The 23,046-nt window shown below is 70.3% G+C and carries 26 protein-coding genes; 14 read left to right on the top strand and 12 right to left on the bottom strand.

Annotated elements, in window-relative coordinates; translation table 11 throughout:
- Nucleotides 1-24: 24 nt before the first annotated feature.
- Nucleotides 25-756: a PIG-L deacetylase family protein gene (locus ACWDY5_RS38245; protein WP_449727027.1), complete on the bottom strand. Its 732-nt coding sequence runs from the start codon at nucleotides 754-756 to the stop codon at nucleotides 25-27.
- 687 nt (nucleotides 757-1,443) lie between these two features.
- Between ACWDY5_RS38245 and ACWDY5_RS38240 the strand changes: the two genes are divergently transcribed.
- Complete coding sequence (locus tag ACWDY5_RS38240) at nucleotides 1,444-3,273, top strand: condensation domain-containing protein (RefSeq protein WP_449727026.1); 1,830 nt, start codon at nucleotides 1,444-1,446, stop codon at nucleotides 3,271-3,273.
- On the opposite strand, the gene ilvA is transcribed toward ACWDY5_RS38240, so the two are convergent.
- A complete protein-coding gene (ilvA, locus tag ACWDY5_RS38235) occupies nucleotides 3,270-4,505 on the bottom strand; it encodes a threonine ammonia-lyase IlvA (protein WP_449727025.1) in 1,236 nt (411 codons plus the stop codon). The genes ACWDY5_RS38240 and ilvA overlap by 4 nt on opposite strands.
- A gap of 93 nt (nucleotides 4,506-4,598) precedes the next feature.
- Here ilvA and ACWDY5_RS38230 point away from each other — a divergent pair, with 93 nt between their 5' ends.
- Together ACWDY5_RS38230 and ACWDY5_RS38225 are read left to right on the top strand one after the other, a co-directional pair.
- Entirely contained in the window at nucleotides 4,599-5,639 is a 1,041-nt protein-coding gene (locus ACWDY5_RS38230; protein WP_449727024.1) for a hypothetical protein, read from the top strand.
- Nucleotides 5,640-5,748: 109 nt separating this feature from the next.
- Nucleotides 5,749-6,492, top strand: coding sequence for a VOC family protein (locus ACWDY5_RS38225; RefSeq protein WP_449727023.1), 744 nt, complete (start codon nucleotides 5,749-5,751; stop codon nucleotides 6,490-6,492).
- 64 nt (nucleotides 6,493-6,556) lie between these two features.
- Here the strand turns inward: ACWDY5_RS38225 and ACWDY5_RS38220 are convergent, their stop codons facing one another.
- Nucleotides 6,557-7,345, bottom strand: coding sequence for an NAD(P)H-binding protein (locus ACWDY5_RS38220; RefSeq protein ID WP_449727022.1), 789 nt, complete (start codon nucleotides 7,343-7,345; stop codon nucleotides 6,557-6,559).
- A gap of 114 nt (nucleotides 7,346-7,459) precedes the next feature.
- Nucleotides 7,460-8,230, bottom strand: a complete 771-nt coding sequence (locus ACWDY5_RS38215) for an SDR family NAD(P)-dependent oxidoreductase (protein WP_449727021.1) — start codon at nucleotides 8,228-8,230, stop codon at nucleotides 7,460-7,462.
- A 168-nt stretch (nucleotides 8,231-8,398) separates the two neighbouring features.
- Between ACWDY5_RS38215 and ACWDY5_RS38210 the strand changes: the two genes are divergently transcribed.
- Together ACWDY5_RS38210 and ACWDY5_RS38205 are read left to right on the top strand one after the other, a co-directional pair.
- Nucleotides 8,399-9,337 (top strand): AraC family transcriptional regulator, encoded by a 939-nt coding sequence (locus ACWDY5_RS38210; protein ID WP_449727020.1) that lies wholly within the window; start codon nucleotides 8,399-8,401, stop codon nucleotides 9,335-9,337.
- A 75-nt stretch (nucleotides 9,338-9,412) separates the two neighbouring features.
- A complete protein-coding gene (locus ACWDY5_RS38205; protein WP_449727019.1) occupies nucleotides 9,413-10,048 on the top strand; it encodes a TetR/AcrR family transcriptional regulator in 636 nt (211 codons plus the stop codon).
- Nucleotides 10,049-10,065: 17 nt separating this feature from the next.
- Here ACWDY5_RS38205 and ACWDY5_RS38200 read toward each other — a convergent pair whose 3' ends face one another.
- A complete protein-coding gene (locus ACWDY5_RS38200) occupies nucleotides 10,066-11,022 on the bottom strand; it encodes a PDR/VanB family oxidoreductase (protein ID WP_449727018.1) in 957 nt (318 codons plus the stop codon).
- 3 nt (nucleotides 11,023-11,025) lie between these two features.
- Entirely contained in the window at nucleotides 11,026-12,231 is a 1,206-nt protein-coding gene (locus ACWDY5_RS38195; RefSeq protein WP_449727017.1) for a Rieske 2Fe-2S domain-containing protein, read from the bottom strand.
- Nucleotides 12,232-12,688: 457 nt separating this feature from the next.
- Here ACWDY5_RS38195 and ACWDY5_RS38190 point away from each other — a divergent pair, with 457 nt between their 5' ends.
- Complete coding sequence (locus ACWDY5_RS38190; protein ID WP_449727016.1) at nucleotides 12,689-14,161, top strand: MFS transporter; 1,473 nt, start codon at nucleotides 12,689-12,691, stop codon at nucleotides 14,159-14,161.
- A gap of 22 nt (nucleotides 14,162-14,183) precedes the next feature.
- A complete protein-coding gene (locus tag ACWDY5_RS38185; RefSeq protein WP_449727015.1) occupies nucleotides 14,184-14,744 on the top strand; it encodes a TetR/AcrR family transcriptional regulator in 561 nt (186 codons plus the stop codon).
- Nucleotides 14,745-14,814: 70 nt separating this feature from the next.
- Here ACWDY5_RS38185 and ACWDY5_RS38180 read toward each other — a convergent pair whose 3' ends face one another.
- Nucleotides 14,815-15,297 carry a BBE domain-containing protein gene (locus tag ACWDY5_RS38180; RefSeq protein ID WP_449727014.1) on the bottom strand — a complete coding sequence of 161 codons (483 nt, stop codon included), beginning with the start codon at nucleotides 15,295-15,297 and terminating at the stop codon, nucleotides 14,815-14,817.
- A 38-nt stretch (nucleotides 15,298-15,335) separates the two neighbouring features.
- Between ACWDY5_RS38180 and ACWDY5_RS38175 the strand changes: the two genes are divergently transcribed.
- Complete coding sequence (locus tag ACWDY5_RS38175) at nucleotides 15,336-15,572, top strand: hypothetical protein (protein WP_449727013.1); 237 nt, start codon at nucleotides 15,336-15,338, stop codon at nucleotides 15,570-15,572.
- A 22-nt stretch (nucleotides 15,573-15,594) separates the two neighbouring features.
- Here the strand turns inward: ACWDY5_RS38175 and ACWDY5_RS38170 are convergent, their stop codons facing one another.
- A complete protein-coding gene (locus ACWDY5_RS38170) occupies nucleotides 15,595-16,881 on the bottom strand; it encodes a DUF2079 domain-containing protein (protein WP_449727012.1) in 1,287 nt (428 codons plus the stop codon).
- A 165-nt stretch (nucleotides 16,882-17,046) separates the two neighbouring features.
- Between ACWDY5_RS38170 and ACWDY5_RS38165 the strand changes: the two genes are divergently transcribed.
- The 3 genes from ACWDY5_RS38165 (at nucleotide 17,047) to ACWDY5_RS38155 (ending at nucleotide 18,726) form a co-directional block, all read left to right on the top strand.
- A complete protein-coding gene (locus ACWDY5_RS38165; protein WP_449727011.1) occupies nucleotides 17,047-17,391 on the top strand; it encodes an FAD-dependent oxidoreductase in 345 nt (114 codons plus the stop codon).
- A gap of 185 nt (nucleotides 17,392-17,576) precedes the next feature.
- A complete protein-coding gene (locus ACWDY5_RS38160) occupies nucleotides 17,577-18,491 on the top strand; it encodes an FAD-dependent oxidoreductase (RefSeq protein WP_449727010.1) in 915 nt (304 codons plus the stop codon).
- The gene (locus ACWDY5_RS38155; protein ID WP_449727009.1) at nucleotides 18,472-18,726 is read left to right on the top strand and encodes a hypothetical protein; all 255 of its coding nucleotides are present in this window, start codon (nucleotides 18,472-18,474) and stop codon (nucleotides 18,724-18,726) included. The genes ACWDY5_RS38160 and ACWDY5_RS38155 overlap by 20 nt, the downstream gene beginning before the upstream one ends.
- 143 nt (nucleotides 18,727-18,869) lie before the next feature.
- Here the strand turns inward: ACWDY5_RS38155 and ACWDY5_RS38150 are convergent, their stop codons facing one another.
- Nucleotides 18,870-19,094 (bottom strand): DUF3072 domain-containing protein, encoded by a 225-nt coding sequence (locus ACWDY5_RS38150; RefSeq protein ID WP_449727008.1) that lies wholly within the window; start codon nucleotides 19,092-19,094, stop codon nucleotides 18,870-18,872.
- Nucleotides 19,095-19,112: 18 nt separating this feature from the next.
- The gene (locus tag ACWDY5_RS38145; protein ID WP_449727007.1) at nucleotides 19,113-20,300 is read right to left on the bottom strand and encodes a PP2C family protein-serine/threonine phosphatase; all 1,188 of its coding nucleotides are present in this window, start codon (nucleotides 20,298-20,300) and stop codon (nucleotides 19,113-19,115) included.
- Between the two features lie 102 nt (nucleotides 20,301-20,402).
- On the opposite strand from ACWDY5_RS38145, the gene ACWDY5_RS38140 reads away from it, so the two are divergent.
- On the top strand, nucleotides 20,403-21,065 hold the full coding sequence (locus tag ACWDY5_RS38140) for a phosphoribosylanthranilate isomerase (protein WP_449727006.1): 663 nt from the start codon (nucleotides 20,403-20,405) through the stop codon (nucleotides 21,063-21,065).
- On the opposite strand, the gene ACWDY5_RS38135 is transcribed toward ACWDY5_RS38140, so the two are convergent.
- Nucleotides 21,062-21,676 carry a nuclear transport factor 2 family protein gene (locus ACWDY5_RS38135; RefSeq protein WP_449727005.1) on the bottom strand — a complete coding sequence of 205 codons (615 nt, stop codon included), beginning with the start codon at nucleotides 21,674-21,676 and terminating at the stop codon, nucleotides 21,062-21,064. The two genes, ACWDY5_RS38140 and ACWDY5_RS38135, sit on opposite strands and share 4 nt — an antisense overlap.
- 165 nt (nucleotides 21,677-21,841) lie before the next feature.
- Between ACWDY5_RS38135 and ACWDY5_RS38130 the strand changes: the two genes are divergently transcribed.
- Together ACWDY5_RS38130 and ACWDY5_RS38125 are read left to right on the top strand one after the other, a co-directional pair.
- Entirely contained in the window at nucleotides 21,842-22,423 is a 582-nt protein-coding gene (locus ACWDY5_RS38130; protein WP_449727004.1) for a TetR/AcrR family transcriptional regulator, read from the top strand.
- Nucleotides 22,424-22,518: 95 nt separating this feature from the next.
- On the top strand, nucleotides 22,519-22,908 hold the full coding sequence (locus ACWDY5_RS38125) for a hypothetical protein (RefSeq protein WP_449727003.1): 390 nt from the start codon (nucleotides 22,519-22,521) through the stop codon (nucleotides 22,906-22,908).
- Here ACWDY5_RS38125 and ACWDY5_RS38120 read toward each other — a convergent pair.
- Nucleotides 22,909-23,046 (bottom strand): CHRD domain-containing protein (locus ACWDY5_RS38120; RefSeq protein WP_449727040.1); only part of this gene is annotated, 138 nt, incomplete at its 5' end.

The raw sequence follows: 23,046 nt of genomic DNA, 5'->3' as shown, positions 1-23,046 counted from the left end.
GTGGAACCCCTCAGCGTCGATGGTTCAGGTGCCGGATGCGCCCGCGCGTGCCCCCGGCACGGCGGCGGGCCACCAGGCCTCGGCGGTGCCCAGGTCCGCCCGCCAGTCCGTGCCCTGCGGGAACAGCACGGGCAGCTGGGACCGGTAGTGCGCGGCGGCGGCGAGCTTGCGGGCCAGGTGCGCCGGTTCCGGCGTGGCGCTCGCGGCCGGGTGCGGGTCTGCCTCGGTGAGCGCGTAGGGCAGGTCGGCCCACAGCGTCAGCGGCAGGCCCGCGCGGTCGCATTCCTGGCGTACCAACGTGGTGGTGTGCCGGTGGTCGACGTGCCCGCCGATGCCCGCGCAGGTCCAGACCTCCGCCGGGGCCAGCTCCTCGAGCAGTCCGGCGATGGCCGCGCCCAGCTCGGCCCGCAGGGCTTCCTCAGCCGGCAGGCCGGGATCGAGCACCGCGCCCGGCCGATCGTGCAGCGGGCGGCCGTCGACCCACCGGTAGACCGCGTCCGGGAAACCGAGGTGCCGGGGCACCGCGCCGAGCTCGGCCAGTGCGGCGCGGTCCTCCAGCCTGCGCTGGGCGACGGCGTCCTGGCCGAGGCCGCAGTGCCGGTGGAAGGCCGCCGCCCCCGGTGGCACCGGGAGGTCCGGGTCACCGGCGAACAGCGTGCAGACCACGACCTGCCAGCCCTGCTCGATCCGCGCGGCAATTGCCGCGCCGACGGAGAGAACGGCGTCATCCAGATGCGGTGAGAACGCAAGCAGCAAACGATGTCTTGGTAGCACTCAGTGACCCCCCAGAGGACACGATTGCCATTCACTCTTACTCGGCCCCGGCGGGTTGTCCAGTTCCCGATCAGGTCCGCTTTGCCTCTTTCACCCTGAGCTGAACCCGGTAAGGGTGCGATTCCGGCCACAAACCACGCACAAATGCGGTTAATTCACGGCGTTGTTAAAGGGGGATACCTGCCCGGACTGCCTTCCGTAGCGCGGTCTTGCACGGATCGTGACCGGGACCGGCTAGCAGAAGAAGGAACTTCTGGCTAGTTCTGCATTGTCAGCGCCGGTCTGTGTGTAGTAATGGCGCGGCGCGCGAGCGGTGCCGTGGCAGTCCTGCAAGGCAGTGGCAATAGCCCTTTGGGGCAGGTATCCTCTGATCCGACGGGTACGGACCACTGGGGGTTTCTGCTGGTCACACTGGGGTTTGGCTAGAGCAGCGCTTGCGTCCGAGTGGCGCACGACTGGGGTAATTGAATCTGCAACCGCCTATCGGAGCGCCCGCGAGACGGGCGTGGTTCCGGCATGCCCGCGGACAATGACCCCGGTATTGAGCTGACGTCCTGCGTGCGGAGAGACGGCGCGCGTATTTCGCGCCGCTATCGAGAATATGTATTCGCGGTGAATCCGGTGACTGCCGGATGATGGCCAGTGCACGGCTGAGCGAGGAGATTTCCGTTGAGTGCCGAATTTCGGTCGGGGCCGCTGAGCTGGGCCCAGCAGTACCACTGGCTTGAGCAGCAGCTCGATCCGAGTGAGCGGTTCCTGTCTTTGTCCCTTTCGCTGTACCAGCACGTTCCGGTGCCCGAGGGCCTGGACCGGGCGGCGGTGCTGGCGGCGTTGCGCGAACTGGTCACCAGGCACGAGGTGCTGCGCAGCCTGTTCCCCAGCGCCGAGCCGGTGCAGCGGGTGTGCGCGCCGGACGTGCCGCCCGTGCTGGAGTCCACTGTGGACGGTGACAGAACGGCCATCGCGGCCGAGCTGACCGGCGATGAGTTCGACCTGGACACCTCCTGGCCGTGCAAGGCCGTGCTGTTCGGCCCCACCGACCATCCGAGTGGCGTGGTGCTGGCCCTGCACCACATCGCGGTGGACGGCTGGGGCGCGCAGCTGGCCGCCACCGAGCTGGCCGAGCTGCTGGCCGCCGCCGCGGCAGGCCGCCCCGCCGAGCTGGCCGAACCGCGCTGGCACCCGCTGGACCAGGCCGAACGCGAGACCACCGGCAATCAGAAGAGCGCACAGCGGGTGCATGAGCACTGGCTGGAGCTGATCGCCTCGATCCCGGCCAACACCCTCGCCCCGTTCTGCGGCGGGATTCCGGCCGGCCACAGCCACCTGGTCACCCTGCGCTCGGCCTCGCTGGCCACCGCGCTGCGCACGCTCGCCGAGCAGCACCGGGTGAGCCCGGCGACCGTGCTGACCGCGGCACTGGCCCGGCTGGTCGCGGCCCGCACCGGCGAGCACCGGGTGGCCATGGACACCGTGGTGGCCAACCGGTTCGACCAGGCGACCGAGCACAGCGTCGGCTGCTACGCCCTGCTCGGCCAGGCGGTGCTGGAGATCGACCCGGCGCAGGACCTGCCCGCGCTGTTCCGGCCCGCCTACTCGGCCAGCCTGCGCGCCTACAAGCACGGCAACTACGACTCGATCGCGCTGCTGGCCGCGGAAGCCCGCGCGACCTTCGACCGGGGCGTCTCGGCGCGCGCGCCGCTGGAGGTCAACTACCACCCGTACCACGAGGACGACGAGGCCGAGGTGCCCGCGGCGGACGAGCTGACCGAGCAGACGGTGCCCGAGCCGGCCGAACAGCTCTACCTCAACATCCACCCCGGCAAGCAGGTCGTGGAGATCTCGCTGCGCGCGGCGGACCACCTGCTCACCCTGGCCGAGTCCAGCCGGCTGCTGCACGCGCTGGCCGAGGACGTCCGGGCCGCCGCGGGCCTGACCCCGCCACGCGCGCCCGAGCCGGCGCCGCAGGCCCAGCCGGGCTGGACCAGGGCGGGCCGGGACTGGGTCAACACCGAGGCCACCGCCGAGGCCCTGCTGGCCGTGCCCGGCGTGCTGGCCGCCGAGGCGCACGTGGCGGGGGAGCAGCTGGTCGCGGAGGTGCTGACCGCCGACCCCGAGCTGGACCCGGCCGACCTGCACGGCCACCTGATGGCCGAACTCCTGGTCAACCCGCTGGTCGCGGCCCCGCGCCGCTACCGGCTGCGCCTGGCCGGGGAACACATCCCCGGCTGGCGCGAGCTGCCGGTGACCAAGGACGGCGACGGCCGCCGCAGCCCCGCCGGTCGCGAGCTGACCCCGGAGGAGGCCATCCTGACCAAGGTCCTGGAGGCCAGGTACCCGGACCGCACCTTCGACCTGGCGAACTGCTTCGCGGGCAACGGCGGCAACCTGGCCGACGCGCCGGCCCTGGCCGAGCAGCTGCGCGCGGCCGGACTTGAGGTCTCCACCGCCCAGTTCCTGCTGCCGCTACCGCTGAACGCGATCGGAGTGTCCGGCTAGACCAGGAACCGGTAGGCCGTGCTGCCCGGCGCGACGTGCTGGATCCGCAGCGGGGACTCCTTCATCCGGCCCCACAGCCGGTCGTAGTCCTCGGCGCGGCTGATCTCGATGCCGACCAGCGCGGCCCCGGTCTCCCGGTTGTCCCGCTTCTGGTACTCGAACAGCACGATGTCGTCGTCGGGCCCCAGCACGCCGTCCAGGAAACGGCGCAGCGCACCGGGTTCCTGCGGGAACTCCACCAGGAAGTAGTGCTTGAGGCCGCGGTGCACCAGCGAGCGCTCCACCACCTCGGCGTAGCGGCAGACATCGTTGTTGCCACCGGAGAGCAGGCACACCACCGTCTCGTCGGGGCCGATCGCCAGCTCGCTGCACAACGCGGCGGAGGCCAGCGCCCCCGCGGGCTCGGCGATGATGCCGTCCACCTGGTACAGGTCCAGCATCTCGGTGCACACCGCGCCCTCGGCCACCGTCACCAGCTCGGCGCCGCTGTCCCGGACCATCGGGAAGGTCACCTCGCCCACCCGGCGCACCGCCGCGCCGTCGACGAAGGAGTCCACCTCCGGCAGCGTCACCGGCCCGCCACTGGCCAGCGCCGCCGTCATGCTGGCCGCACCCGAGGGCTCGACCCCGACCACCCTGGTCTCCGGGCAGTGCTCGCGCAGCCAGGCCCCCACCCCCGCGAGCAGCCCGCCGCCACCGACCGGCACCACCACGACATCCGGCGCGCCACCCAGCTGCCGCACGATCTCCATGCCCACGGTGCCCTGCCCCGCGATGGTCCGCCGATCGTCGAAAGCGGGCACCAGCACCGCGCCGGTGGCCGCCGCGTGCTCCTGGGCCAGCGCGGCCGCGTCGTCGTAGGTGTCCCCGTCCACGACCAGCCGCACCCTGCCCTGCCCGAGCGCGGCGATGCGGTCCCGCTTCTGCCGCGGCGTGGTCCTCGGCACGTGCACCTGCCCGTCGATGCCGAGCCGCCGGCACGCGTAGGCCACGCCCTGCCCGTGGTTGCCTGCCGAGGCGCACACCGCCCCCGCCCCGGCGAACTCGGTCTGGGCCAACAGGTTGTACGCCCCGCGCAGCTTGTAGGACCGGCCGACCTGCAAGTCCTCCCGCTTGAACCACACCCGCGCGCCGGTCCGCTCGGACAGCCGCTGGTTGACCTCCAGCGGCGTGCTGCGCGCGACGTTCGCCAGTCGCGCGGCGGCCGAGGAAACCTCATCGACGAAGGACATGGACGCATTCTTCCGTGCGCTGGCTGGCGGGTGATGGTGGGGCATCGTCCATTGTGCACCCATGCCTGGCGGCCCCATGACAGACTCCGCACCGTGGAGCTGTTCGCCTGCGCAGGCTGCGACACCCCGCTCACCACCGCGGTGACCCAGGTGGCGCTGCCCGGCCACACCCATCAGCGGTGGGGAAACGGCGTGGCGCTCGGGAACCTGCTGGAAGCCGGGACCTACATCGTCGACCCGGAGCCCACCGGCCCGCCGTGGCGTCCCTGGGCCGAGGTCGGCGCGGCCGAAGCCGCTGCCCGTGGTGTGTTCGCGCCCGTGTACGCCCTGTCCTTCGGCACGCCGGGTGCGATCGGCCTGGCGCCGGGCGACACCAGGAACACCGTGCTGGTCCCCGACCCTTCCGGTGGCGCCTGCTGCGGCCAGGACGGCCGCGACGGCCCGAACCTGCGCTGCGCCGGCTGCCGTCGGCCGGTGGCGACCCGCATCGACGACTGCTCGATGTGGCAGGTGGTCTGGCTGGCCCCGGACGCGGTGCGCCGCCTGCCCGCGACCGGCCCCGCCGAGCCGCCCGCGGACTGGCCTGCCCTGCTTGACCGCGAAGGCATCCCGCCGGTCGAGCCGTCCGGGATGTGGGACCGGCGCTGGGAGGCGGAGCTGGGCGTGACGCTGGCCCACCTGCTGGCCGCCTGCGCCGGTGCCGCGGTGACCGTGCCGGAGGGCCTCATCGAGGACACCCTCGGCCGCGTGCTCACCGTGTTGCTGCCACCGGGTCCACCGGAACAGACGCTGGCTCTGGCCGGACCTGGCCTGCCGGCCCCGGACGCCGACCTCGTGCTGGTCCCACGCCATCCACGGACCGGCGAGATCTGGTCGCCGCCCAGCGCGGCCGCCCCCGTGCCGCTGGCCGCCGAGGTGTGGATCCACCTGGCGTTCCAGCACACCCGGCCGCTGGTGCCCACGATCAAGGGAGACCTCCCCGAGGCCGAGCCGCCGCGACTGCCGCACTCGTTCTTCCTGCCGGACACGCGCGTGTTCCTGCGCACGCTGGCCCGCTTGCCCGCCGTGCGCGAACCCTGGCTGCGCGCGATCTACGACCGGGTGAGTAGCGTCCCGTGCTGGCGTCCCTGGTAGGCCCGAGCAGTGCGGTCGCGGGCACTTCTCACGCCCCGTCACGAACCGACCTCGGACCGTACTGAGAAGATGTGCCCAGCACGAGCACGCACGAGCACCAGGAGCACAGATGGGCGCAGTCGCACCGGGCACCCCGGGCTGGATCGACGTTCGGTCCCCGGACCTCGCCCAGACCCGGTCCTTCTACATGAGCCTGTTCGACTGGTCCGCGCGAGTGTCATCCGAGGAGTCCGGCGGCTACACCGTCTTCACCAAGGGCGGCAAGGCGGTCGCCGGGGCCGGTCAGCTGCTGGCTCCCGGCCAGGCCACGGCCTGGCGCACCTTCGTGCTCGTCGCCGACGCCGAGGCCACCACCGCCAGGGTCGAGCCCGCCGGGGGACAGGTGCTCTTCCCGGCCGGTGACCTGGCCGACACCGGGCGGATCGGCGTGTTCACCGACCGGGCCGGGGCCGAGGTCGGGGTGTGGGAGCCGGGCGGGATGCCCGGCTGCGAGCTGTTCAACGAGTCCGGCACGCTCTGCTGGAACGAGCTGACCACCGGCGACTCGGCCGGTTCCAAGGCCTTCTACGGCGAGGTGTTCGGCTGGGAGGCCAGGGACCGGCGGCTCGGTGACGCCGAGTACTCGCAGTGGCGGAGCGAGGGCCGCACGGTGGCCGGCATGCGACCCGGCCACCCCGAGGTCACCACGCCGCACTGGATGGCCTACTTCGCCGTCCGCGACTGCGACGAGTCCGCCGACCGCGCCGAACAGCTCGGCGGCCGGATCACCACGCCGCCGACGGACACGGTGCTCGGGCGCTCCGCGGTGCTCACCGACCCGCACGGCGCGGTGTTCACCATCATCACCATGTGACCGGTCAGGCCAGGCCCTGGGGGAAGGCGAACACCCGGTCCGGGTCGTACCGGTCCGGCGAAGGTCAGGTGCGCCAGGCGCCCTGCGTGGCGGCCGCCGTGGCGTACCCGGCGAAGTCACGGGGGGCTCGGTCGAGCACCTGCCGTACGTGGCCGGTGAGCGTGGCGAGTCCGCCGGAACGAATGTGCTCGTACAGGTCGGCGGAGAGTTGCGCCCAGTCTTCGGGCACGCCGTGAGCGCGCTGCTCATCCACATACGCCTCGCGGGTCAGCGGCACGTAACGGATGTCGCGTCCGGTCGCCGCCGAGAGCTCCTCGGCCACGTCCGCGAAGGTCATCAGCCGGGGACCGGTCAGTTCGTAGTGCTGCCCGCCGTGCCCGTCCTCGGTGAGAGCGGCGACAGCCACCTCAGCGATGTCCTCGGCGTCGATGAACGCCTCCCTGCCATCCCCCGCCGGCAGCCGCAGCTCGCCACTGAGCACGGCGTCCCGCAGGAAGTCCTCGCTGAAGTTCTGGAAGAACCACCGCGGCTGAAGCACGGTCCATGCCAAGCCCGCTCCGCCCAGCTCGTCCTCGATCCCTGGTGCGGACAGCAGCACCGCACGCCGCACCCCGGCCGCCGCGGCCTGCTTGGCGAACTCGGCGATGGGACTGCCGAAGTCGGGGGCGACCAGATAGACCGCCGACACCTCCCGCAGCGCCGGCTCCCACGTGCCGCGGTCGGTCCAGTCGAAGCGGGTCGCGCTCGAACGGGACGCTGCCCGCACCGGCGCGCCCCGCTCTGCCAACAGCCGCACCACCCGGCGGCCGGTCTTGCCCGTGGCGCCGGTCACCAGAATCCTGTCCTCGCTCATAGGGACCAGAAAACCATTGACCGGCGCCGTCCGCCATGGCGCACACACTCATCTTCATACGCGTTCGTCTACAGTGTCCGTCCACTGTGGTCAGAGTGAATCCGCGGTGCGGACCTATTCGCGCGTGCTCCAGCCACCGCAGACCGACCACACCTGGCCGCTGACGTAGGCCGCGTCGTCGGAGAGCAGGAAGGCCGCGACGGCGGCGAGGTCCTCGGGTTCGCCGAGCCGGGTGGATTTAAGTCCCCGCATGGCGCGGGCCTTGAGCTCCTCGACGTCGTGCCGTTTCAGCGTCTCGGTCAGCACGATGCCGGGGGCGATGCCGTTGCACCGGATGCCTTCCTTGCCCCAGCGGCCCGCGATGTGGCGGGTCAGGGCGCTGACGCCGGCCTTGGACGCGGCGTAGGCGGGGCGGCTGGGGTCGGCTCCCCACGCCGCGCCGGAGCTGGTGTTGACGATGACTCCGCCGCCCTGGCGCAGGAAGTGCGGGATGACCTCGCGGCAGGTGAGCGCGTAGCCGAGGAGGTTGATGTCGTGGTTGCGGCGCCAGACGGCCGGATCCATGCCCAGCAGGTCGGTGTCGCGGTTCATGGTGTCCAGGGAAAGGTCGGCTCCGACGTTGAAGAGCCCGTCGATCCCGCCGAGTTCGGCGACGGCCCGCTCGACCAGGGCCGTGATCGAGCCTTCGTCGCCGAGGTCGAACCCGGCGGCGATCGCGGTGCCACCGGCGTCGCCGATGCCCTTGGCGGTGGCCTGCGCGCCGCCGAGGTCGATGTCGCCGACGAGGACCGCGGCCCCCTCGGCGGCCAGACGTCCGGCGGTGGCGGCGCCGATTCCGGTGGCACCACCGGCGATGACGATTCGTTTGCCCCGCAGTCCACGCAAGTTCCGCTCCCATTCTCGTTCAGATCCGGTGCACGGAAACGGTCGAGTGCCAGCCGGATGTGAACGGTGATCTTGCCGTCGCGTACCGGGGTTCAGGCAACCATTCACCGGTGACAACCACCATGGCGGACAGACTCGTATCCATACGCATTCGTCTATGCTCATCAGATGGATCCCCTGACGGACCTGCTGAGCAGGGTGCGGACCAGTGGAGCGATCTTCAACCAGTCATTCCTCTCCGGCTCATGGGCGGTGCGCTTCGAAGCCGGCTCGCCGATGGAGCTGGCCGTGCCGTTGCGCGGCTTCGTCTGGGTGATGGCGCAGGGCGTCGCCCCGGTGCGACTCGGACCCGGTGATGTCGCGGTGCTGTGCGGCGGCATTCCCTATGTGGTCGCGGACGACCCGGCCACCGAGCCAACCGTGGTGATCCGGGCCGGCGGCCGCTGCACGACCGTGCAAGGCGATGACCTCATCCCGCCGGTGTCCGGGGTGAGCGTATGGGGCACGGCGCAGCCGGACAGCACACTGCTGCTGAGTGGTCTGTACACAGTGGACAGTGGCATGGCCCGTCCGCTGCTGGCGGCACTGCCGCCGCTGGCCGTCGTCGAGGCGAAGCTGGGCCAGTGTCCGGTGGGCCTGTTCGAGGAGATCAGCCGCGCGGAACCAGGGCAGCAGGCATTGCTGGACCGCACGCTGGACCTGCTGCTCATCATCGCCCTGCGCGCCTGGTTCACTCGGCCCGGCGCCCAGGTCCCCGCCTGGTATCGGGCCCACGGCGATCCTGTGGTGGGACCGGCCCTGCGGCTGCTGCACGCCAACCCCGCCCATCCGTGGACGCTGGCCGCGCTGGCGTCCGCCACCGAGGTGTCCAGGGCGAACCTGGCCCGTCGCTTCACCGCCCTGGTGGGACAGCCACCCATGACCTACCTGCGGGAGTGGCGCCTTACCGTGGCCGCCGACCTGCTGCGCGAGCCCGATGCCACACTCGCCGCCGTGGCGAGCCAGGTCGGGTTCGCCAACCCCTTCGCCCTGAGCGCGGCGTTCAAGCGGGAACGCGGTATCAGCCCGAAGGAGTACCGGACAATGACGGCCCAGGCGGACACCTGAGGAGCTGACCTCGGTTTCCTGGACGTTATGATGATTGTCCGTGCTAAATGGACATACGACTTCACGGGGGCAAGGGTGGAGGAAGACACGGGTCAACGTCGCCGACGCTCAGCGGACCCCGGGCGGCGCAGGGATCCGGAGGGAACCCGAAGGGCGATTCTGGACGCGGCGCGCGAGGAGTTCGGCCGGCACGGCCTCGCGGGCGCCCGGGTAGCGCGCATCGCCGCCGCCGCCGGGGTGAACCACCAGTTGATCACGTATCACTTCGGCGGCAAGCAGGGTCTCTATGACACGCTTGCGGAGGGCTGGCGCCAGAAGAGCACGGAAATGATCGGCGGATCAGAACCGTACGCCGAGCTCATCCGGACCTATGTGCACGACGCGTTCCGGGAGCGGGCCTGGGCGCAGGTCCTGGTCCGCCAGGAGCTGGACGGTGGCCCGTCCACCACTGTGCAGCGCTTGGCCGAGTTCGTGGAGCAGACAAGGCAACGGCAGGCCAGCGGTGAGATCCGGGACGACCTGGACGCCGGTGCGCTCACGCTGGCCTTCTTCGCCGCCTCGATCGCCCCGGTCATCCTGCCCAGCCTGACCCGTGCGATCACCAAGTCAGACCCCGCCTCGGCGGCGTTCATCGACCATTACGCCGATCAGCTCGCGCAGATCATGTCCGCACTCTCCCCGTCGCGCCCGCCGGACCAGCCGGGCGCCTGACGCGCCGGACCGGCCGGTTACAGGTCGAGCTCCAGGACCCGCGACCGTGCCCGGGACGAGCAGGTCGTGAAGAGTCCATCGGCTTGTTCGTCCGCGGTGAGCACGTCATCGCGGTGATCGGGTTCGCCCGCCAGGACCTTCACCACGCACTCACCGCAAATGCCCAGCTGGCACGAGGACGGCGCGTCGATGCCGTTCTCCACCAGGACATCGAGCACGCTGCGGCCCTCAGGGACGTGGTACTCCACGCCGTTGGAGGCCAGCCGCACGGTGAACCCCGCCGATCCAGACCCCGCTGTTCCGGGGTCGGTGACGCTGCTGGTGAACCGTTCCTGGTACAGCGCGGTGGGCGGCCACCCCATCGCCTCGGCTCGGCCGAGCACGTAGTCCATGAAGCCGCCGGGACCGCAGACGTAGACCGCGGTGTCCGGCGAGGGCGTCCCCAAAGCACGGGTGAGGTCGAGCAGACCTGGCTCTGTGTCGTCGAAGTGGAAGGCGACCCGGGGGTCATCCGCCAGGTCGGCCGCGAACGCCGCGTCGGCACGGCTGCGGGCGCAGTAGTGCAGCGCGTAGTCCCCGCCCGCCGCGGCCAGGGTCCTCGCCATGGCCAGCAGCGGCGTGATACCGATACCCCCGGCCAGCAGCACATGCCGGCGCGCCGGGACAAGCGGGAATCGGTTTCGCGGTGCGGAGATCGCCACCGTGTCACCCACCCGGAGCGCGTGCATCGCCCGTGAACCACCACGGGAGTCCGGGGCGTTCAGCACGGCCAGCCGGTAACGCCCACCACCGGGCGGGCCGCACAAGGAGTACTGGCGAACGAGCCCAGGCGGGTCAAGCAGCACATCGATGTGCGCACCGGCGGTGTAGGCGGGAAGATCGGCGCCGTCGGCCCTGGCGAGGTCGAACACGGCGATGCTGGGGGTAGCGGCCGTCCGGGAAACGACGACCGCATCCAGCCAGGTCCTGGCCACCTCTCACGCCCCGGCCGCGGTCGCGGTCGTCTTCGCCGCCGTTCCTCCTCGCGGGAGAGCGCCGTCGCCGGTGGGCAGAGTGAACACACCGGCGGTGACGTGCCGGGCAGGGCCGTCGACCAGGCTCACGCCCACCGGATCCCGGCCCGCTTCGACATCGTCAACCATGGTGCGCAGCATCCGGCGCAGCATCACAATGCCGCGGTCGGAGGTGGCCAGCGTCTCCTCCGAATGCAGGGTGATCGGACCCTGAGACCCCTGGGCCTCGTTGTCGCTGGGGTACTTCTGCAGCTCCTCCTCAGTCATCTCCCAGAAGGACTTGCCGTTCATTTTGATGCCGTTGACCAGCCGGTACAGGCGGCTGGGGTCGCTGGCGCGGATGGAGAAGAACACCTTGTGGTTGGTGTCGTCGCTGGGCACGATCCAGATCATCAGGTTGTGCCGCGTGTCGGGCGCGACGATGGTGAAGTCGGGCAGCGCGAGCATGTTGGGCAGCGACGCCTCCAGACGCCACTCCATGTCGACCGGTTTCCCATCCGGGGTGGTCGCTTCGTAGCGCTGGTGGTACGCGGCCCCGAACTCGGTCCGGTGGTAGGAGATCTTCTCCGCGGCGGTGTGCGGATCATAGAAGCTCAACGGCAGGCCTCCGGGCTCGCCGGTACCCGAGAGCTGGACTCCGCTGTGATGGGTGTGCAGCCAGGTGGTGTGCACGCCGTCGAGCGCGTTCTCCCAGATCTGCAACCAGTTGAAGTCCTGGCCCATGCCCGTCACCTCCGCCCCGGGAACAGGCCACGCGGCGTAGTACTGCTCGCCCTCCTCCAGGGGTTCCAGGGCGTCAAAGCGCGGCAGGGCGGGCTTGCGGTCCGGCGGTCCCATGTAGACGAAGACGAGACCGTAGCGCTCCTCGACCGGGTACCACGGCTGCCGTGCCACCTCGCGGCGGAGCCCGAGCCCAGGCTCGCATGCCTGTTCGAGGCAGTGGCCTTGGACGTCGAACTTCCAGCCGTGGTAGCAGCAGCGGATGCCGTCGTCCTCGATGCGGCCGTAGAACAGGCTGCTGCCGCGGTGGGCGCACCGCTCGAACACCACGCCTGCGCGGCCCTGCCCGTCCCGGAAAACGATCAAGTTCTCGCCCAGCACGCTGATGCGGTGCGGCGCTTCGCTGGTCAGCGTCGCCGAGGTCGCGACAGGGTGCCAGTAGCGGCGCATCGCCTCCCCCATCGGTGTGCCGGGGCCGACCTCGGTGATGCGCGCGTCATGGAACGGCCGCTTGCGGCCGTAACCAGTTCCAGTGTCCACCGTCGTGGATTCGGTCACGATCTCTGACTCCTCGTGTGGGGATGGCTCAGTGCGGGGAAGGGATGCCGCGGCGCCTGCGGGAGGTGGCTGATGTAGCGCCCGAGGCCGCCACGTACTGCGACTCAGGCCTCGGTGCGTGCACGAACAGTAGTAACAAGTTTGCTGGAGATTTGTCAATGAATATTCATCAAACCTGGTCAGCAGGTCGAAGCTGCTCAAGGCCTAGTCTCGGAGGAGATCTTCATAACATAGAGTGACGGTCAAGCTATACCTTCCGGAAGGTATAGTTTGGGTGCGTTACGCACAGTGCCGCTTCGAAGGGATGGACTCCATGGCGTTGAGCAAGGCTCGCCGATGGACCCTGCTGGTGACCGTCGCGGCGGGACTCCTGCTGATCATGCTGGACAACTCGATCCTGTACACCGCCCTGCCGACACTGACCAAGGAGCTCGGCGCCAGCAGCTCGGAAACCTTGTGGATCATCAACGCCTATCCCCTGGTGATGGTGGGACTCCTGCTCGGCGCGGGAACTCTTGGTGACCGGGTGGGCCACCGCCGGATGTTCCTGATTGGACTGACCCTGTTCGGCTTGGCGTCCCTCGTGGCGGCGTTCTCACCCACGCCTCTGGTGCTGATCGCCGCCAGGGCGTTTCTGGCCGTGGGCGCCGCCGCGATGATGCCCGCGACCCTCGCGCTCATCCGGATCGCCTTCACCGACGAACGGGAACGCAACATCGCGATCGCGGTGTGGGGCAGCCTGTCGGTCATCGGCAGCGCCCTGGGGCCCATCGTGGGCGGGACCCTGCTGGCCCACTTCTGGTGGGGCTCGATGTTCCTGGTCAACATCCCCGTGGTCATCGCCGCCTTCGCCGCCACCGTGATCGTCGCCCCGGCGAGCGTGGCGGACCCGTCCAAGCGCTGGGACTTCGTCTCGTCGTTGCAGGTGATGGTCGGCCTGGTCGGACTCGTCGTGGCCATCAAGGAGATCGCGAAGGTGAGTCCTTCGTGGACCGTGGTCGTTGTCGCCGTGCTTGCCGCCGCGACCGGATTCTCGGCCTTCGCACGCCGCCAGCGCCGTCTGCCCTACCCGCTGCTCGACTTCTCGATCTTCCGCAACCCCGCCTTCCTGTCCGGAGTCCTCGCCGCCGGGCTGTCGATGTTCGTCATCAGTGGCGTCCAGCTGGTCACCACACAGCGCTTCCAGCTGGTCGCGGGTTTCACGCCGCTGGAGGCCGGGCTCCTGGTCGCCGCGGTCGCCATGGGATCGGTGCCCACCGGGCTGATCGGCGGCGCGATCCTGCACCGGGTCGGCCTGTTCCCGCTGATCTCCGGCGGCCTGACGCTCAGCCTGGCCGGAGTCGTCTGGACGATCGTGGGCCTGCAGGCCGGTCTCGGCTGGATGATCGCCGGCCTCGTGGTGACCGGGGCAGGCCTCGGCTTCGCGATGTCCGTTGCCTCGACCGCGATCATCGGCAACGCCCCGGTCGAACGGGCGGGAATGGCGTCCTCGGTCGAAGAGGTCTCCTACGAGTTCGGCAGCCTCACCGCGGTGGCACTGCTCGGGAGCCTGCTCACCGCCGTCTACTCCACCACGATCCAGCTCCCCGGCGGAGCGCCGGAGGCCGCTCGCGAAAGCCTCGGCACGGCGATGTCAGTGGCAGGTCAGGGCGATCAAGCCAACACGGCGCTGATCAACGCGGCAGCCAGCGCCTTCGACACCGGCTACGTCGTCGTGATGGTGGTCGTGGCAGTCATCCTCGCGATCGGCGCGGGTGTCACCGGTGTGCTTCTTCGCCGTCGCGATACCCGGTTCGCGGCATCCTCCAGTGCGTCCCACTGACACCAGACCCGCCGGAGCCGTCATGCGTCAGAGCAACCGCGCGAAGATCCTGGAAGCGGCAGTCGACATCGTTCAGCGTGCGGGGGTCACGAGCGTCACCCTGGAGTCCGTCGCGGCGGAAGCGGGCTTGACCAAGGGCGGACTCATGTACCACTTCCCGACCAGGGACGCGCTTCTGCTGGCCGTCCACAACCACCTCGCCCAGCAGTGGGAAACCAGCATGATCGATACCGCGGGCAAGTCCGCCGAAGAGGCCACCATCGAGGAACGACTCGTCGCCTATGCCCACGTGGCCACCCGAAGCGCAACCCGCGCCGAACTGCTGCTGACCATCGAGGCATCCACCCACCCGGACTACATCCGGGCGTGGACCGACGTGCTCGCCCGGTGGACCCCACCCGCCGCCGAGGCGGCGGACAACCCGGCCGCGCTCGCCCGGTTCGTCGCCCGCCTGGCGGCCGACGGCCTCTGGATGTACGAGTCACTGACCAGCGAACCGCTCCCGGCCGAGCTCCGGCAACTGGTCGCCGAACACATCGCACAGGCCATCGTCAGCGCACGCCCGGCCGCGCGGCGCAGGTGATGCTCATCAGGACGCGGCTCCGGCGCGCCTGTCCCAGGTGGCGGCGCTGTGACGCCGCGATCGGGAACGATCACGGTGCTCGGGCGCTCCGTGACACCCGGTCCGGATCGTACCGGCGCACCACTGACTGGAGCCGGGACAGGTTGCCGCCGTAGTAGGTGCGCTGCCAGTTCGGCATCTGCGGGTCGAGGTAGTTGACGTAGCCGTGCTCGCCGTACATCCGGCCCAGCTCGTCGGGCGCGGCGCCCATCGCCCTGCGCGCGGCGGCCTCGCCGTCGGTCAGGAAGCACTCGACCTGGATGCTGGCGATCGCCTGGCGGTGTGGGTAGGCCGAGGTGGGGCCCTTGGCGATGGCGCTGCCGACCGAGTCGATCATGTTGTAGGAGTTCGGGGTGTTCCGGAAGACCGCGGCCAGCGCCTCCGCATCGGCGACTGGGCGGAACAGCATGCGGGAGGTCGCCACGCACTCACCGCGCTTCCGCCCGCCACCGCCGCCGCCCCAGCCGGGCTTGCCGGAGTTGTTCGCGGTGGAGCACCAGGCGCACTCCTTCATCGCGGCCAGGTAGGTCTCGGCCTGCCCCGGACAGCGCGGTGGCGCGGCTGCGAGCGCCGGACGGGCACCAGGTCGAGCTGTGGGTCGACGACTCGCACAGGTACCTGCTGGTCTACTCCGACGACTACGCCCAGGGCCGTCCCGCACGCGGCGGCATCGCCATCGAACCGGTCACCTCCGCGCCGCACGCGTTCAACAGCGGCGACGGGCTGATCGTGCTCGAACCGGGCCGGTCCTACACCGGATTCTGGGGCCTGCGCACCAACTCGCTCTGACCGCGGTGGTTGGCGACAGGGCCTAGCGGCGGTGCTGGATCAGCATGAACTTGCCGTCGTAGCGCACCGATCGCGCATTGGCGATGTCCGCTGCCAGCTCACCCTGCCTGCCCACCTCCGCGAGTGTCCACTCTGGACGGTGGTCGGGCTCGATCGGGCACACCAGTGTCCGTCCGGCCAGCTGCGGCATGAGGTTGTTCTCCGTGCCGACTGACACCCCGTCCGGGATGAGCTCCAGCAACCGGTGTGCCGCGGCGGTCTCCTCGGTCTGCGTGCCGAACCCGGGTGTCAGCAGTTCGCGCAGCGGGAACCGCGCGGCCAGCACGAGCGCGGTGGTCAGCAGCAGGGCCGCGGCCGCGGTGGTGAGCGAGCGCCGCTGACGCCACCGGTGCACGGCCGGTCGCAGGCGGACCACCGCGTCGACCAGGGCGAGGAACAGGATGGGCATCAGGACCGCGTCGTAGTGGAAGTCCGGCAGCCAGTACGCCTCGTTCGTGCCTGCCAGCCGCCAGGCCAGCGTGGGCAGGGCGAGCAGGACGAGGGGGGAGCGCAGCGCGAGGAACAGGGTGGGCGCGAGCAGCAGACCGAGCAGTTCCAGCTTGCGCGGGTCGAACACCTCGCCGCGGTGGACCTCCATGGTCGGCGCCAGGCCGCCGGTGCCGAGGTAACGGTAGGCGCCGTCCACGCTGAACTGGGGGATCAGCACGAACACGGTGAGCACCGCGGCCGCCAGCCCGGCCGCCGCGGTGACCAGGCCGAGCCCGCGGTGGCCTGGCCGGGTGGCGATGAGCAGGCCGAGCACGGCGACGGTGAGGCCGAGGTCCTCCTTGACCAGCACCAGCGGGGCGGCCCAGGCCACGGCTCGCCGGTAGCGGCCGGACAGGTAGGCGTCCAGGGCCAGGGCGATCAGGGGCACGGCGAAGGCGATCTCGTGGAAGTCGAAGGCCAATGCCGTCTGCAGGCCCCAGGACAGCCCGTAGCTGGTTCCGATGACCACTCCGGCGACCGGACTCAGCAGCCGGGTGGCGACCCGGGCGACCGTGAACACGGAAAGACCGAACAGCGCGGCCTGGACCACGAGCAGGGTTTCCGCGGTGGGGAAAAGGCGGAACACCGGCGCGACCAGCGCGATGATGGGGCTGAAGTGGTCGCCGAGGAGGATGAGACCGGGGTCGCGGATGTCGGAGACCGGGAGCCGGCCCTCCGCGTAGCTCCGCACGGCCTGCACGAAGATGCCGAGGTCAAAACCGTAGGTCCGCAGCGTGGCGTGCCTGCCGAGGGCGAACAGGGTGTACGCCGTGGTGAACACCGTCGCGACCAGGAACGGAAGCCAGATTTTCCGGTGCGGAACGAGAATCGGTTTTTCCCTTCGGCGGAAAAGTGGTGTCCGTGGATGGTCGCAGCCGCGCCGTCAACGCGCCAAGCACTCGTTCCGGGACTGTCGAAGCGGTTGCCACGCCTTGATAATCCGGCCATGCCCTTACCCAGAGTGGTGGTCGTCGGAGCCGGAATCGCCGGGCTCACCGCGGCCAAGTCGCTGCGCGAGCTCGGCCACCCCGTCACCGTGCGGGAGGCAAGGGATCGGGTCGGCGGGCGGATCTGGACCGATGAGGACGGGGTCGACCTCGGCGCGCACTGGATCCACGGCACCGACGGCGACCCGATCACCGAACTGGTGGAGGAGCTGGGCGTCCCGTTCAGCTACGTCGGCGGGGACAGCGCTTACACCGGGGGGTTTCGACAACCTCGACCTCTACGGCGCGGGCAACCGGCTGTCCGGGCACCGCTGGACGGGCCGCACGCTGGAGCTGGCCGATGAGGTGCTGCACGAGCTGGAACAGCGCGCCGAGCACGCGCGCACGCGGCAAGAGCCGGACATCTCGCTGGGCCAGGCGATCCGGCAGATCCTCACCGGGCGCGGGCTGCCGCCGGAGGACGAACGGGCGGTGCGCTACCACCTGAACGTGATCCTGCGGACAAGGTCTCGGTCACCGTGCCGTTGGGGTGCTCAAGAGCGGGGCGGTGCGCTTCGAGCCGCCGCTGCCCGAGGCCAAGCGCTCAGCGATCGAACGGCTCGGCTTCGGCACCCTCAACAAGATCGCCTTGCACTACCGGGAACCGTTCTGGCCCACCGAGCAGTACATCTTCGGCTACCTGTGCCGGGACACCGACCGCCACCCCACGGTGGTGATCAGCATGTGGAAGTCGCACGGCAAGCCGGTCCTGGTGATGCTGCTGGGCGCCTCGCTCGGCCGGGAGCTGGAGACCTGGTCCAGCGACCCGTTCGCCAGGGGCTCCTACACCTGCATCGGTGTCGACGCCTCGCCCCAGGACCTCGCCACCCTCGCCGAACCGGTGGACGAGCGGCTGTTCTTCGCCGGAGGGGGCACCAACCCCTACCACTGGGGCTGCGTGCACAGCGCGTACGAGACCGGCAGGCGGGAAGCCGCCCGGATCAGCGGGCACGCCACCCTCTACGCCCCGCCCAGCACCGGGTCCTCGCGCCGCCAGTCCCGCGACATCGACCGGCTCAAGCGCTTCGCCCGGATCCGGATGACGCACATCACCGAGCGGGAGCTCACCGAACGGGTGGCCTGCCTGCGCGGCAGCGTGGACACCCACGGGGTCAAGCTGTTCGAGCCGCTGTCCCAGGCCGAGCTGGAGACGCTGGCCTCGATGTTCGACGAGATTCCTTATGCCGCAGGCGATGTGCTCTGTCGGGAGGACGAGGTCGCCAATGGGGTGTTCCTGCTCGCCAGCGGTCAGGTCGAGGTGGACTCCGGTGGCATCTACGACCGCGCAGTGCTCGGCCACTACGACCTGTTCTTCAACGCCCGCACCACCTCCGTCACCGCGGTCAGCGAGGAGGTCCTGTCGTGCCCGCGGCCACTCGGGCCAGGTGCGCGCGCAGCCACGTGACCACCCTGCCGCACCACCACCTGGGCTGGGCGGCCGCGGCGAGGTCGTGGTGCGCGAGGTCCGGGTCAACGACGGCACCCACTATCCGCTGTCCCTGGTGGCCCGCCAGGAAGGCACGGAACTCGCCCCCCGCGTGGACTACCGCCCAGATGTGATCACCTCCGCGGAAGCGGCCAAGATCGCCAGCCGCCTCCGCTATTACCTCATGCACTCTAATGAGTTCAGTGTCGACTGAAAGCGGCTGCTGCTGATCAAGAACCCGAAGAACGCCTGGGCGGGTGGTGTCGGTGCCGGGAGTGGGCGGTAGTCACTACGAGGGCGGGGGAGTCGGGCACGGGGCGGCGCGGATCCACCCTCCGCGCGTCCTGCCCGGCTTCCTCAGCGGCCCCGCCCGGTCTCCTCTTGCAACTGGTCGATCAACTGCGAGGCCTCGGCCTTGGTCAGCTCCTCCGGCACTTCCTTTCCGGCCTCCTGGGCCAGCGTGTGCAGGTAGGACTCCTGTGGCCCGGTCATCTCCTCGTCGCCGGTCGTCCAGTCCCCGGGGTCCTTCTCCGGTGTGCGGCTCACGGCAGTCCCCTTCCTTCTCGAACGTGTGTTCGACATGCCCGCGCACGCGCAGAGTCAAACCCCGCGGCTGACGACCAAGCGACTTTCCCGGTCGCTGCGCCACTCCACGAGCAGCACGCTGGCGTCGTCCTGCAGGCGGTCGTTCTGCTGGGCGAGCACGGTGCGAATGAGCCTGCGCAGCGTTTCCGGCGCCGAGTACCCGTCGGCCTCGCGGCGGATGATGAAGTCGGTGAAGCGGCGCAGGCCGAACTCCACGCCCTTGCCGTCCCTGGCCTCGACGATGCCGTCGGTGTAGAACAGCAGCCGGTCGCCGGGTTCCAGCTGTTGCCGGCACAGGCGGGGCTGGATGGGGAACCCGAAACCCATGGGCGGCGTGGGTTTGCACTGGAGCTCGGAGAGCCAGCGGCCCCGCCGGATCAGCAGTGGCGGTGGATGGCCGCGGTTGACCCAGGTGAGCAGACCGCTCCGGACGTCGAGGTCGGCCAGCACACCGGTGGTGAACCGGCTGCCGCCGAACTGGTCGTGCACCACCGAGTCGATGTTGACGCTGGTCTCGACCAGCCCGACGCCCCCGCGGCGGGAGTTGCGGCAGGTTCCGGTGGCCAGCGCCACGGTCAGCCCGGCCGACTGGTCGTGGCCCATGGCGTCGAAGACCGACACGTGCAGGGTGTCCCCGGTCAGCGCGTAGTCTAGCGCGTCGCCGCCGACCTCGTAGGCGGGTTCCAGCACCCCGGCGACCACGATGTCCTTGTTGGCGAAGCACAGCGGTGGCATCAGCGGCCGCACCACCTCAGCGGCCAGCGCCATCGGCCGGGAACGGACCAGCCGGGCGTGGGTGTCGCTGTGCGGCCGCTTGCTGACCACCAGCAGCGCGACCAGCGCGGCCAAGGCCTGCAACTGGTCCAGCGTCACCCGGTCCTTCACCGGAGCCCACGCGCCCAGCATCCCCACCCGTTCGGTGCCGTCCAGCAGCGGCAGCCAGAAGTGGTGGCTGCCAGGACCGTCGTCGGTGACCACCAGTTCGATGTGCCGGAACGCCCGGCCCGCGAGACTGCCATCTACCGAGAAGCGGCCCTTCCCGGTGGTCGAGACCAGCGTCTCCTGCCGCAGATCGGCCAGCAGGATCGTGATCCCGGTGAACCCCGCGGTGCCGCCGTGCTCCTCGACCAGCCCGGTCAACTGCTCGAAACCGGCGAGATGGCTCGCTTCGAGGAGACCCGCCAGCATCCTGAAGCCGTCCACCGCACACCTCCCAGGCAGTGGCTGGCCTACCCGGTGACCGGTGGGGTCAAACGGCCCAGCGGCGGCTAGCCGGGATGCGGGCCGCGTGTACGGTGTGGCCGCATGGGCACCCGAACGGCCGTGAAGATCTGTGGCCTGACCAGGCCGCAGGACGTGGACGCCGCGGTCGAGGCCGGTGCCGACGCCATCGGCTTCGTGCTCTACCCGCCAAGCCCGCGGCACGTGACCCCGCAACGCGCCGCCGAGCTGGCCGCGCGGCTGCCCGCGTTCGTGACCCCGGTGCTGCTGTTCGTGAACAGCCCCGCCGACGAGGTGGTCGCCGCCGCCTCGGCCGTGCCCGGCGCGCTGCTGCAGTTCCACGGCGACGAGACGCCGGCGGACTGCTGGGCCGCTTCGCAACAGGGGCAGCGCGCCTTCCTGCGGGCCGCGCGCATCCCGCTCGACCCCGGCACGCCACCGTTCGACCTGGCCGGTTTCGCGGTGCGGTTCGACCGGGCGCGGGCGATCCTGCTCGACGCGCACGTCCCCGGCTACGGCGGCGGTGGCCGCACCTTCGACTGGTCGCTGCTGCCCGCCGCCCCGGGGACGCACCTGGTGCTCAGTGGCGGGCTGACCCCCGGCAACGTGGCCGAGGGCATCGCCGCGCTGCGGCCGCTGTGCCGGACGCTGTCGGTCGACGTCAGCTCCGGGGTCGAGGCCACCAAGGGGATCAAGGACGTGGCCAAGATCCGCGACTTCATCGAGGCCGTCCGGAGCGCCTCCTAGCGGCCCAGTGCCTCCTGCACCTTCTTCTTCAGCTCGGGCAAGGGAAGCGAGACCACGGGGGTGATGAGCTGCTGGCGGATGCGGGTCAGCTTGGAGGTCTTGATGCGCCACTGGCCGTTGGTCTTGACGTAGGTCTCGTGGTAGTGGCCGTGCCCGTGCATGCCGAGCACGGGGGTGAAGTCGACGTAGTCCTCCAGCGCCCAGATCCCGTTGGCCGTGGCGGCCGAGGTCAGCTCGATCTCGGGCATGTGCACCTGGTGTGAGGTGGTCTGGGACGGCTGGCCGATCTGCTTGCGCACGAAGGCGATGAACGCGTCCGCCCCCTTGACGACCTGGCCGCCTGCCTCCGAGGTGTCGCTGACGAAGTCATCGGCGAAGACCTCGCGCCAGGCCTGCCACTGCTTGGTGTCCAGCAGGCGGCAGTAGCGGGCCTTGAGCTCCTGGATCGCCTCGACGTCCTCGAGTGCCACGGTGTCGGACACGCTGTAGTTCGCCGGCGCGAGGCCGCCCAGCGTGCCGTTGCCTGCCAGGGCCGTGCCGCCGTCTCTGCCGCACGCGGTCAGCAGCAGCGCACCGGTCAGCGCGCCAGCCACCACAGGACGAATCCTCATCGCATTTCTCCTGATCGGAAAAGGACTGACTCGACTGAGTCCACTGTGGACACAAGGTAACGCAGCGGTCGCGCACAGTCCCGCTGAGCGCGTGCGACAAATCTCACCGACCGGATCGGTTGGAAAACCTACCGGATCGGTCGGTGGTGGCGTAGTATCGCGCGCATGGCACGAGTGCACCGGCAGCAGGCCGACGAGGGCATCCTCGACCAGGCGGCGGCCTTGTTCGCCCAGCACGGCTTCGCGCACACCTCGCTGAAGTCCGTGGCCGACGCCGTTGGCCTGTCCAAAGCCGGTCTGCTGCACCACTTCCCGAGCAAGGAGGCGCTTTTTGTGGCGGCCCGCGAGGTCGTCGGCGCGCTCGGGCAGCGGATCCTCGACCAGGTGGAGCAGTTGCCGCCCGGACCCATGCGGGACCGCCGTGCCCTGGAACTGCTGACCGAGGTGGCGCTGGACCGGCCCGGCCTGGTGTCCCTGGCGTTCCGCGTGACGAACGGGCCCGGCCCGGACGGGATCACCGGGGACGCCATGGAGGACCAGGCGCGCGTGTTCGACATCTTCGCCCTGGACCCCATCGACGGCGACACCGCGCGGCTGGTCCGGGTCATCGGCGCGCTGAGCGCACTGGCCATGCTCTGTCTGATCGCCAACCAGCGGGGCGACAAGGCCGGCTGGCGGCCGCTGATCATCGCGACCTGCTTCGACGCGCTCGGCCACGGCCAGGCATTCGTACCGGCGGAGGACTGACCGACCGAGGTCGTTGGCCGCCATGGGTTTGAGCAGCCGAGCCAGGAGGCACCACCAAGACAGCGGGCTTGGGCGGAACGACTGGGGTGGATGCGGTGACGTTCCTGGATTTCGCGATCATCGTGGTGTTCGGCGGGTACGGCGTCCTGTGCTGGTCGCTCGTGCCGCGTACCTGGCGCGGCGAGATCCCGGCAGCCGAACAGGTCCGGGCGGCCAGCGGCTTGCGCGGGGCGTGGCTGCGGTACCGGTACCTGTTCGGCTGGAGCCGGACCGGTGTGGTGCACCTGCTGGTGGTCACCGGGATGCTGCTGACCTACCTGGCGGTCCGGCTGCACGACGTGGTCCCCACCCCTGCGGTGTACCGCGTCGCCGGTGTGATCGGGTTGGTGACGGTGGGGTTGCTGGTGCTGTGGGGCATGGTCGCGGCTTTTCACCGGCCCAAGTTCCTCGTGCCGCCGCATCTGCGTGCGCACGAGGAGGGCTGATCACCCGCGTCGCAGCTGGCCCCGTACCGCGCCGGCCGGGTATTCCGCGTTGTGCACGTTGACGTAGAACTGGCTCGGTGAGCGCCTCAGCTCACGGGCCAGGCCCGGGTCGACATCAGTGCACGTGCGGCTGCGGCC

Source organism: Crossiella sp. NPDC003009 (assembly GCF_053591555.1).
Note: the sequence above shows the minus strand (reverse complement) of the source record. Positions and strands in the feature narration are given on the sequence as shown.